Annotated in this window: 8 protein-coding genes; 4 read left to right on the forward strand and 4 right to left on the reverse strand. The window is 65.1% G+C overall.

Translation table 11 applies throughout. The annotated features are described in order from the left end of the window. Positions 1-2: 2 nt before the first annotated feature. Together sufB and BT183_RS06000 are read right to left on the reverse strand one after the other, a co-directional pair. A complete protein-coding gene (gene sufB, locus BT183_RS05995) occupies positions 3-1,502 on the reverse strand; it encodes a Fe-S cluster assembly protein SufB (RefSeq protein WP_072339891.1) in 1,500 nt (499 codons plus the stop codon). Between the two features lie 9 nt (positions 1,503-1,511). Then, positions 1,512-2,666, reverse strand: coding sequence for a cysteine desulfurase family protein (locus tag BT183_RS06000; RefSeq protein WP_072339893.1), 1,155 nt, complete (start codon positions 2,664-2,666; stop codon positions 1,512-1,514). A 294-nt stretch (positions 2,667-2,960) separates the two neighbouring features. Here BT183_RS06000 and BT183_RS06005 point away from each other — a divergent pair, with 294 nt between their 5' ends. After that, entirely contained in the window at positions 2,961-3,623 is a 663-nt protein-coding gene (locus BT183_RS06005) for an alpha/beta hydrolase (RefSeq protein WP_072339896.1), read from the forward strand. A 129-nt stretch (positions 3,624-3,752) separates the two neighbouring features. After that, complete coding sequence (tyrS, locus tag BT183_RS06010) at positions 3,753-4,997, forward strand: tyrosine--tRNA ligase (protein WP_072339897.1); 1,245 nt, start codon at positions 3,753-3,755, stop codon at positions 4,995-4,997. 51 nt (positions 4,998-5,048) lie between these two features. Here the strand turns inward: tyrS and BT183_RS06015 are convergent, their stop codons facing one another. Further along, positions 5,049-8,567, reverse strand: coding sequence for a DUF3971 domain-containing protein (locus BT183_RS06015; RefSeq protein WP_072339899.1), 3,519 nt, complete (start codon positions 8,565-8,567; stop codon positions 5,049-5,051). A gap of 143 nt (positions 8,568-8,710) precedes the next feature. Between BT183_RS06015 and BT183_RS06020 the strand changes: the two genes are divergently transcribed. Further along, a complete protein-coding gene (locus BT183_RS06020) occupies positions 8,711-9,181 on the forward strand; it encodes a peroxiredoxin (protein ID WP_072339901.1) in 471 nt (156 codons plus the stop codon). A gap of 92 nt (positions 9,182-9,273) precedes the next feature. Next, entirely contained in the window at positions 9,274-10,428 is a 1,155-nt protein-coding gene (locus BT183_RS06025; protein WP_143145676.1) for a M23 family metallopeptidase, read from the forward strand. A gap of 7 nt (positions 10,429-10,435) precedes the next feature. On the opposite strand, the gene prfB is transcribed toward BT183_RS06025, so the two are convergent. Then, a protein-coding gene (gene prfB / locus BT183_RS06030) for a peptide chain release factor 2 (protein WP_342078095.1) occupies positions 10,436-11,555 on the reverse strand; the annotation gives its coding sequence in 2 pieces (ribosomal slippage) (positions 10,436-11,485 and positions 11,487-11,555; 1,119 coding nt in all). Positions 11,556-11,638: the final 83 nt, after the last annotated feature.

Below are 11,638 nucleotides of genomic sequence, written 5' to 3' on the forward strand. Positions count from 1 at the left end.
GGTCAGCCGACGCTGCCTTCGAGGCTGATCGAGATCAGCTTCTGGGTTTCCACCATGAATTCCATCGGCAGGTGCTGCAGCACGTCGCGCACGAAGCCATTGACGATCAGCGCCACCGCTTCCTCCTCGGAAAGCCCGCGCTGCTGGCAATAGAACATCTGGTCGTCCGAGATCTTGGAGGTTGTCGCCTCGTGCTCGAAAACGGCCGTGCCGTTGCGGCTTTCGATATAGGGCACGGTGTGCGCGCCGCACTTGTCGCCGATCAGCAGGCTGTCGCACTGGGTGAAATTTCGCGCGCCCTTCGCCTTGGCATGGGCCGAAACCTGCCCGCGATAGGTGTTGTCGGAAAAGCCCGCCGCGATGCCCTTGGAGATGATCCGGCTCGTGGTGTTCTTGCCCAGATGGATCATCTTGGTGCCGCTATCGACCTGCTGATAGCCGTTCGAGATGGCGATGGAGTAGAACTCGCCGCGGCTCTCGTCGCCGCGCAGGATACAGCTGGGATATTTCCAGGTGATGGCCGAGCCGGTTTCCACCTGCGTCCAGGAAATCTTGGAGCGCGCGCCACGGCAATCGCCACGCTTGGTGACGAAATTATAGATGCCGCCCTTGCCGTCCTTGTCGCCCGGATACCAGTTTTGCACCGTCGAGTACTTGATCTCGGCATCGTCGAGCGCCACGAGTTCGACCACTGCGGCATGCAGCTGGTTCTCGTCGCGCATCGGGGCGGTGCAGCCCTCGAGATAGCTCACATAGGAGCCTTCCTCGGCGATGATCAGCGTGCGCTCGAACTGGCCGGTCTTTTTCTCGTTGATGCGGAAATAGGTTGAGAGCTCCATCGGGCAGCGCACGCCCTTGGGGATGTAGACGAACGATCCGTCGGTGAAGACCGCCGAATTCAGCGTCGCGTAATAATTGTCCGTCACCGGCACGACCGAGCCGAGATATTTCTGCACGAGCTCGGGGTGTTCGCGCACCGCCTCCGAGATCGAGCAGAAGATGATGCCCTGCTTGGCCAGTTCGGCGCGGAAGGTGGTGACCACCGAAACCGAATCCATCACCGCGTCCACGGCGACCTGCGCACCCTCGACCCCTGCGAGAATGGCCCGCTCCTTGAGCGGCACGCCGAGCTTTTCGTACATTTCGAGCAGCGCCGGGTCGACCTCGTCGAGGCTCTTGGGCGCCTGGCTCTTCTTGGGCGCGGCGTAAAAATACATGTCCTGGAAATCGAGCTTGGGGTAGTGCACCCGCGCCCAGGTCGGCTCCGTCATGGTCAGCCAGCGCCGATAGGCCTCGAGCCGCCAGTCGAGCATCCAGGCGGGCTCGTTCTTCTTGGCCGAGATGAAGCGCACCGTGTCCTCGCTGAGCCCGATGGGCGCACGCTCGGACTCGATCTCGGTCTCGAAGCCGTATTTGTACTTGTCCACGTCGAGCGCGAGAACCTGGTCGACGGTTTCCCGGTCGATGTTTTCCTTGAGGGTCGGGATGTCGTACTGGGCCATCTTCCTGTCCTAAGCTGCTCGGCCGCGGCGCTGCCTGTGGCGCGCCAGAACCTGTTCGAATGCATTGAGGAAGGCATCGACGTCATCCTGCGTCGAAGACCATCCCAGGCTCACCCGCAGGGCCGAGCCGGCGATATCCCGCCCGATGCCCATGGCGGCAAGCACATGGCTGGGCGCCACCTTGCCCGAGGAGCAGGCCGACCCTGAGGATACGGAAACGCCCGCAAGGTCAAGGCCCATCATCGCAACGCTGCTCGCCACGCCGGGCACGGCAAAATTCACGACGCCCAGATTACGCGGCGCCCCCTGCCCGAAGATCACGGCATCGGGCGCGAGCGCCATGATGCCGCATTCGAGCCGCTCGCCCAGAGCCTCGAGCCCCGCCGCGCCATGGCGGCCGGGGAAGGCCTTGGCTGCCGCACCGAAGGCCGCGATCAGCGCCACCGCCTCGGTGCCGCCGCGCCGACCCTGCTCCTGCCCGCCGCCCGGGATCAGCCGGACGCCGTCGCAATGCGATTTGACGAGCAGCGCGCCGATACCCGCCGGCGCCCCGATCTTGTGTCCGCTCACGGCCATCATATCGGTAGCGCTGGCGCCGAAGTCGAGGGGCACGCGCCCGAAAGCCTGCACCGCATCGACAAACAGCACATGCCGCGTCGGCCCGACCCTGCGCTCGATCTCGGCCATTGGCTGGATGACGCCGGTTTCATTGTTGGCGGCCTGTACACAGACCAGCAGCGTCTCGCCGGCCGCATCGGCGGCAGCGAGCGCCGCCACGAGATCCTCGATGCGCAGCACGCCAAAAGCATCAAGGCCCATCGTCGTCACCGGCAGGCCCGTGGCCGCGACGGCCGCATGCACCGCTGCATGCTCTCCGGCCCCCACGACGAGACGATGGACGCCGAAGGCGCGTGCGCCCCCGATCACGGCCTGCGCGATCGCTTCGGTCGCCGATCCGGTGAACACCACCTCCTGCCGACGCGCGCCCGCAAGAGCGGCAACCGCATCCCGCGCCGCCTCGAGCAGGGCCCGCTGCGCCCGTCCATGGGCGTGCACCGATGACGGATTGCCGACGAGCGACAGCGCCTCGAGCATCGCGTCGCGCGCTTCGGGCAGAAGCGGGGCGGAGGCATTGTGATCGAGATAGCGCAGCAAGCCGCTCATCGCCCTGTTCCGGGAGCGTGCCACTCCCCACTTCATCCCGGCACCGAGCGAGAGGGACGGCGCCGGCTGACCGAAACACTTCTTGAAATTCGACGGCCACTTTCTCTAAAAGGGGCCAGACGCGCCAAACTTGGCGCATTTTTCGTCAACCGACAGCGCGGAACCAGTTTCGAATAATTCTAAACTGATTTTTCGCCCCTTGTTTTATGGAGCGGCGGCCCATTCGTCAAGCCGTCGGCTCCGTGCCGACGCCGGGTCGGACAGGGGCGTCGCGGCCCGAAGGAATTGAGCAGCATGCCCGAAGTGATCTTCAACGGTCCCGATGGACGCCTCGAAGGCCGGTACCAGCCCGGCAAGGAGCCCAACGCCCCCATCGCCATCGTGCTGCATCCGCATCCCGAGTTCGGCGGCACGATGAACAACCAGATCGTGTACCATCTCTTTTATATGTTCGCGCAGCGCGGCTTTGCGGTCCTGCGCTTCAACTCGCGCGGCGTCGGCCGGTCGCAGGGCACTTTCGATCACGGCATCGGGGAGCTGTCCGATGCCGCCGCTGCGCTCGACTGGCTGCAGGCCCTCAACCGCGAGAGCCGCGGCTGCTGGATCGCCGGCTTCTCCTTCGGCGCCTGGATCGGCATGCAGCTCCTGATGCGCCGGCCCGAGGTCGAAGGCTTCATCTCGGTCACCCCGCCCGAAAACCTTTACGACTTCTCCTTCCTCGCCCCCTGCCCGTCTTCCGGCCTCATCATCCATGGCGACAAGGACCGCGTGGCGCCGCCATCGGCCGTGCAGAAGCTCGTCGACAAGCTCAAGACCCAGAAGGGCATCACCATCGAGCAGCAGATCGTCGAGGGTGCCAACCATTTCTACGAAGGCAAGGTCGAGGACCTTGTCGGCAAGTGCAGCGAATATCTCGACCGCCGCCGGGCCGAGATCGCTGCCGGCGGCGGGCGCTGATCCAGGGCGCAAGACCGCGATCCATTGGAAGGGGCCTCATCCTGAGCCTGTCGAAGGACGGGGTCCCGCGTGCACCGACCTCTGGTTTGAAATGCCATGAGGTCCTCACAAGGCTTTCATGGTTCAGGCATGACCAAGTTCAAATCCGATTTCCTCCGCACGCTCGACGAGCGCGGCTTCATCCACCAGATCTCCGACCCCGAGGGCCTCGATGCGCAGGCCGCATCGGGCACCATCACCGGCTATATCGGCTATGATCCGACGGCGGCGAGCCTGCATGTGGGCCACCTCACCCAGATCATGATGCTGCACTGGCTGCAGGCCACCGGCCACCGTCCCATCGCGCTGATGGGTGGCGGCACGGGCATGATCGGAGACCCCAGCTTCAAGGACGAGGCGCGCAAGCTCCTGGGCATCGAGGCGCTGCACTCCAATATCGAGGGCATCAAGCAGAAATTCGGCAATTTCCTCGCCTTCGAGGAAACCGGCGGCAATGCCATCATGGCCAACAATGCCGATTGGCTCCTGGCGCTCAACTATGTCGAATTCCTGCGCGATGTCGGCCAGCACTTCTCGGTCAACCGCATGCTGAGCTTTGATTCGGTCAAGCTGCGCATCGACCGCGAGCAGTCGCTGAGCTTCCTCGAATTCAACTACATGATCCTGCAGGCCTATGACTTCGTCGAGCTCAACAAGCGCTATGGCTGCGTGTTGCAGATGGGCGGCTCGGATCAGTGGGGCAACATTGTCAACGGCATCGACCTCGGCCACCGCATGCTGGGCCGGCAGTTCTACGCCCTGACCTCGCCGCTGCTCACCACCGCCTCGGGCCAGAAGATGGGCAAGACCGCCGGCGGCGCGGTGTGGCTCAATGCCGATATGATGAGCGTCTATGATTTCTGGCAGTATTGGCGCAATGCCGAGGACGCCGATGTCGAGCGCTTCATGAAGCTCTTCACCGTGCTGCCCCTCGATGAGATCGCCCGCGTGGTTGGCGGTGACATCAACGAGGCCAAGAAGCGCCTCGCCACCGAAGTCACCGCAATGGTGCACGGCCGGCCCGCCGCCGAGGAAGCCGCGGAGACGGCGCGCGCCACCTTCGAGACCGGCGCGCTCGATCTCTCGCTCCCCACGGCCGAAATCACCCATGCCGAACTCGTGTCGGGCATCGGAGTGCTGGCGGCGCTCGTCAAGGCCGGCCTCGCGGCCTCCAATGGCGAGGCCCGGCGGCATGTCGCCTCGGGCGCGGTGCGCATCAATGATGCGCTGATCGAGGATGACAAGCTGGTGCTTGCCGACAATGCCCTGCTGCCAGAAGGCGTCATCAAGCTCTCGGTCGGCAAGAAGCGCCATGCGCTGATCAAGCCGATCTGAGGCTGATCCCGCCCCGCCTGCAAAAAGGCCCGGCTTCTGCCGGGCCTTTTCTTATTGCGGGGTTTCGGTGCGGGGTGCGCGCGGTTGCTCGCGGGCCCGATACTCGAAGAGCGTGCGGAACGCCCCGGGCACGAGCGCCGAGAGCGGATTGACGATGAAATTGGGTTTGTCGAGCGGTCCGCGCACCGCGAATGTCACCCCGAACAACCCCTCACCGTCGCGCCCGCCCAGCAGCGGCCCGAAGATCGGCAGCTTCTGGAAGGCGTTGTTGAGCCCGAACAGCGGCACATAGGTGCCCGTAAGGTCATACTGGCCCCGGTCGGTATAGATGAAGCCGCGCATGGTGCCGCCCACCATATCGCCCGAAAGCACCGCTTCGGAAACCTCCACCCGATCCGAGCGGCGCACGAAATCCACCTGCCCGCTGCGGAACGACAGCTTGTTCTGCCGAGAGATCAGCTGGCGGGATTCGCTGTGGTTGCCGAGGATCTGCGCCACATTGTCCTCATCGACGATGGCGAAGTTCCGGATGCTGAACTGGCCGCGATCGACATTGGCGCTGGTGTCGGTATCGAGCACCAGCACGCCCTCGCCACCCTCGACATTGGGGTAGACGTTGAGGAAGCGCAGCAGCGTGCCCATGTCGTTGAAGGCCACCGACGTGGCGCGGCTGCCAGAGGCGTTGTTCGTCGTCACCGACACCGAGCGGTTGCCGCCCAGCTGCGCCTGCAATCCCACGCGCCGGAGATCCGTTCCGCGCAGCGACAGGTCGAGATCCACATTATAGGCCGTGGTGCGATAGAACCCCAGCGCCCGGTCGAGCTGCGCATCCACCACCAGCGTCTGCGTCAGGGGCGGGGTCGCCCCGCTCGCTGCGCCGCTGCCTCCGCCGCCGGCGGCACCGGGCGTCAGGTTGATGAAGCGGCTCAGCATCGGCTTCAAATCGAGTTGCTGGCCGCGCAGCCGCACCTCGTAGCCATCATTGATCGGTGTCAGCGAGAGCTGCGCCGAATCGCCCGGGTTGAGCGCGAAGGTCGTGAACTGCGCCGATTGCAGACCCTTGGCCGTATCGATCTGCAACCCGCCCATCAGCTTGACGTCGCCGAAGGCCAGGTCGATCTGGCTCATCTCGGTCAGCGTGCCGTCCTGCCGCACCGCCGCCTTGAAAGAGCCGGGCACGCCCGCGGCTTTCGAGATCCCGATATCGCGGACGGTGACGCCCGCCTTTTCGAGGTCGATCGCCAGTTGCAGGCTCTTGTCGGGCATCGGCCGGGCCACGAATGTCACGTCGCCCGAAAGGAACGCCGAGGCATCAAAGCCCATCTTGGCGAGGTCCTGGGCGTTCAGCGTCGCGCTCAGCAGGATTTCGGGGGCCGGCATCTCTTCGGCGATCTGCCCCGAGATCGAGAGGTCCGCGGTCAGCCCCTGCACGTCGGCCTTGCCGCCGATCGTGTATCCGGCCTGCGTCGCCGCAAAGGTGAGTTGGCCATTGTTGATGGTGAAATTCTCAATCGGCGCGGTGCTGGCAAAATCAAGCACGCGGCCATTGATGGCATAGTCGAGCGACTTGGTCTCGCCCTTGCCGTCGAGCAGGATGGTCGCCACCAGCCCCAGCGTCAGATTGCCATCGAGCGCCTTGATGTCGAGCGGCAGGTCGCCCGCCTCCGACAGCGCCTGCGGCTGCTGCTCCTGCGCCAGGGCCACGAGCGCCGGGATGTCGCCCGAGAGATCGCCCGAGATTTCGATGACGCGTTCGTCCGGCCGGTCGTTGTCGATGATCATCGCGGCGTTCGCCACCGAGATCGCGCCGTTCTGGGTATCGAGCCGCGCTCCGTCGGCCGCGATCGTCACCTGTCCGTCGCGGATCTGCAGGATGGTCCGGCCATCGATGGCCAAGGGCGCCATCGTCTCGATTGGAATGATGTGCACGCCGCGCCCGACCATGTCGATGCTCATCGAATTGGGCGGCAGCGGCTGCCCGTCGACCAGCGTCCCGACGGGGAAATTGTATTTCATGGTCGCGGTTTCGACCACGCCCGTGGTGATGTTCTTGACGAACCAGTCGCGATTGTCGCGCGACAGGAAATAGGGCCAGAGCCGCTTGAGATCGTCAGCGCTCACCCCTTCGCCGGCCACCGTCATCTCGAAGCCCATGCCGCTGCGCAGCATGTCGATGCGGCCCTTGCTGGCGATTCTCGCGCCATCGTCCTTTTCGGCCACGAACTGGTCGATGCCCAGCGCGCCATAGAGCGGGGCCGACCAGCCGCTGAACGAAAGCCTGTCGAAGGCCGTCTCGGGGGCTGCCATGTCATTGGGGTGGAGCCGCAGGCCCTTGCCGTTCATCGACATGCTGACCGTGGGCCCATAGAGCTCGTCGAGCCCGAGCAGGAAGATGCCAGACATCGTGCCGCTGCTCTGCCCCACCGAGAGCTGGGACTCGGCCAGCGTGAACTGCCCTTTGATCGGGTCCCAGTCGATCTGCATGATCGAGCTTGCGACCGGGAAATAGTCGTTCTCGATCCTGAGATCGGTGCCCGTCACATCGACGTTGAAGCGCCCGCCGATGAGCTTGCCTGTGTCTACCGCAAAGCTCACATCCATCGAGAGGGCGCTGGCGCCGGCAAGCGCCACCATGCTGTCCTCGTCGTTGATGAACGGCAGGAACGAGGCGAAATCGACATTGGTCACCGAGGCGCGCAGATGCGTGCGCCCATCGGCTTCGGGCGCCCGCTCGACCTCCCCGCTCATCACCGTGCCGCCGAAGCTGGCCGAGAACGTGCCCTTCACCGCCCGCCCGCTCGCCGTGGGGGCGATATCGAGAGTGATGTCCTCGAAGGTGCGGAAGATACCATAGACGGCGTCATTCATGTCGAGCGTGCCGTCACGGATCACGAGGCGCGAGAACGTGCCGTTGCGCGCCTGCGCCATGATGTCGGCGACACCCTTTTCGGCCGCCTCGAGATTGTAGATCAGCCAGTCATTGTCCGAGCGCATCTGCATGCTGGCCCCGGCCGGCAGGCTGCCGCGCACATTGATGCCGTCGGACGAAAAATCCACCGATGGAAACGCTGCCGAACCCTCCAGCACCCGGATCACCGTGGGCGAACCGCTTTCGTCCCGCTCGATCTCGAGATTGGCGAGGCGCGGCCCGAACAGATCCTGGTTGATCTGGATATGAGGCTCGACCAGCGTCACCACCGCGCCGGGCTGGCCCACAAGCGTGCGCAGCGGCGAAAAGCCCACTTCGAGCGCGCCCATGCGCAGCCGGGCCCCGATCGTCGTGTCGGTGTAGGTCACGGTGGAAAACCGGATCACCGGCAGCGTGCCGCCCTCGACCGCCAGCGCCATGTCGCCCAGTTCGAGATCGCTGCCCGGAGGCAGGGAGGCGAGAACGAAGCTGCGCACCTGCTGGGCCATGAACGGCACCGGCACGGGCGTGATCAGCAGCACGAGGTAGAGCACCACGAACAAGGCGAACGGAATGCCCAGCAATCCCAGCACGAGGCGCGGCAGAACGCGCCTTTTCGCAGGCGGCTCGATCGTTTGTTCCGACTCGGGCGTCTGGCTCACTGGATCCGTCTTGAACCGATAGCGTAGTGGCGCGCCAACCGGACAGAATCGGCACGTGGGGCTTGTGACTTGCCCAACGATGCCGGCTGCAATATGGCACTTGCGCCTTCCTTCGCACGTCCGAGCCACGACCGGAAGAGTCCATGAGCATGATCGCCCCCGGCACCCCTGCCCCAGACTTCGTTCTCGATGCCGATGACGGCACCCGGTTCCGCCTCTCCGAGCACAGGGGCCGGCCGGTAGTTCTGGTCTTCTACCCGCAGGATGACACCGAGGGCTGCACCGTCGAAATGCTGGAATTCTCGGCCCTAGCCGCCGAATTCGCGGCCGAGGGCGCCGTCGTCGTCGGCATTTCGCCCGATCCGGTGGCGAGCCATTGCGCCTTCCGCGACAAATTCGCGCTCGCCATTCCCCTCTTGGCCGACCCGGATCTGGTCACCATCAAGGCCTTTGGCGTCTGGGGCGAAAAACAGCTCTATGGCCGGGTCTATGAGGGGCTGATCCGCACCTCCGTGCTGGTCAATGCCGAGGGCCAGGTCCGGGCCGTCACGCGCGCCACGCGAATCAAGGGCCATGCCGCCAAGATGCTGGCAGCCGTCCGCGCCCTGCCCTGATGGGCTGAACCTGCCACCCGCTTGGCGTTTGATTAACCTTAACGCGGCATGATCGTCCTCGCGTCACTCTCGTGTGCGGGGAGTTCAGTCAGTTGCGTAGCGTACCCATCCAGAAGCCCTTCGGGGCTCAGTCTCCACGTCCGGCCGGGCCATCCGGCATCAGGCCCGCCCTCTTCTACGGCATGTTCGGGCTGCTGCTCGCCACCAATGTCGCAACCGGCGTCGCGTTCCTCATGGCACCCGACATTTCGCGGCTCATGGGCGACCAGACCGATCTCATCGTCTCGGCCTATGAGGATCGCATCGCAACGATGCGGCTCGAGGTCGATCGCCTGCATTCGCGCCAGTTCGCGCAGGCCGGCGATCTCAACCTGCAGCTGCAGGAGCTGGCCCAGCAGCAGGAAGTGCTGACCGAGCAGCATCACTATGTTCGCCAGCTGGCGGCCCGCGCCGAGGAGCTTGGCCTGCGGACGGCCGCCGCGCCCAGCACGGGCGTCGATCCCCTGATCACCGGCTCCGTGTCGGCCACAGGCCAGGGCGACGTGCTCGCAACCGCCCGCTCCGTCACCACCATGCTCGAGGAATCGCGGCTGGCCATGGCGGCGATCTCGGTCGAGGCGAGGCGCTCCACCGATGCCATCGTCTCCGAATTGCAGTCGCTGGGGCTCGGCACCAGCCTGCCCGGCACGGCGGGCGCGATGGGCGGCCCGCTGCTTCCGGCACGGCCCGGCGAGGATGCTGGCGATCTCATCGAAGACGCCAATGCCGTCGCCGATGCGCTGGCGCGCTACAAGGCTGCGCGCAAGGCCATCGCCACGGCCCCCATCCACCGCCCCATCGCAGCCTCGGCCCGCTCCAGTTCGGGCTTTGGCAACCGCACAGACCCCTTCACGCGCGGCAAGGCCTTCCATGCCGGGCTCGACTTCGCTGCGCCCACGGGCACCGTCGTCACCAGCGCCGGCGATGGTCGCGTCAGCTTCGTCGGGGTGCGCTCAGGCTATGGCAAGGTGGTGGAGGTCACCCATTCGGATGGTCTTGTGACGCGCTATGCGCATCTCTCGGCCTTCATTGCGCGCGAGGGCCAGTCGGTGCAGACCGGCACGCCCATCGCCAAGGTCGGCTCGACGGGCCGCTCCACCGGCCCGCACCTGCATTTCGAGGTGCGCAAGGCCGATCGCCCGCTCGATCCCAGCCGCTTCCTCGCCGCCGGCCGGCGGCTGGCACGCCTCGTGGGCACGCCAGCCTGAGAGCCGATCAGCTCGCGTCGCTATTGTCGCGATCGAGCCTCGCCGCAAGCGAAGCTTCCATGAACTGGTCGAGATCGCCGTCGAGCACCGCCCCGGTGTTCGAGGTTTCCACCCCGGTGCGCAGGTCCTTCACCATCTGGTAGGGCTGCAGCACATAGGAGCGGATCTGGTGGCCCCAGCCGATATCGGTCTTGGAGGCCGCCTCCGCATTGGCCGCTTCCTCGCGCTTCTGGAGTTCCTGCTCATAGAGCCGGGCCTTCAGCATCTCCATCGCCTTGGCGCGGTTCTTGTGCTGGCTGCGCTCCTGCTGGCAGGCCACCACGATGCCCGAAGGCACGTGGGTGATGCGGATGGCGCTGTCCGTGGTGTTCACGTGCTGGCCGCCGGCGCCCGATGAGCGATAGGTATCCACCTTGAGATCGGCTTCGTTGATCTCGATATTGATGGTGTCGTCCACCACCGGATAGACCCACGCGCTCGAAAAGCTCGTATGGCGACGCGCCGCGCTGTCGAAGGGCGAAATCCGCACCAGCCGGTGCACGCCGCTCTCGGTCTTGAGCCAGCCATAGGCATTGTGGCCCTTCACCTGGATGGTGGCGGATTTGATGCCGGCCTCTTCGCCGTCGTGGAACTCGATCGATTCCACCTTGAACTTCCGGCGCTCGGCCCAGCGGGTATACATGCGCAAAAGCATGTTGGCCCAGTCCTGGCTCTCGGTCCCGCCAGCCCCGGCATGGATTTCGAGATAGGCGTCGTTGGCGTCGGCTTCGCCCGAGAGCAGCGTCTCGACCTGGATGCGCCGGGCCTGCACCTTGGCCTCGAGCAGGGCCTTTTCGGCCTCCTCCACGATCTCGGCATCGCCTTCGGCCTCGCCGAGTTCGATCAGCTCGCGATTGTCGCTGATCGCCGATTCGAGGCCGCGCACGGCTTCGATCTGCACCGCGAGTTCGTCGCGCTGGCGCATAAGCTCACGCGCCTTGTTGGCGTCGTTCCAGAATTCGGGCGCCTCGGATTGGGCGTTCAGATGGTCGAGGCGGGCTTGTGCTGTATCCCAGTCAAAGATGCCTCCTCAGCAGGCTTATGACCTGCTCGATTTCAGCCACGACCTTCTCGATTTCCATACGCATGGGCATTCCTTTCGTCGCCCGGTGATTTAGACGACGCAGCCCGGTCGTTCAACCCGTGACGCCGCAAACCGCCCGCCGCATGG

The sequence above is a fragment of the Devosia enhydra genome, from assembly GCF_900119845.1.
Taxonomy (GTDB): Bacteria; Pseudomonadota; Alphaproteobacteria; order Rhizobiales; family Devosiaceae; genus FPKU01.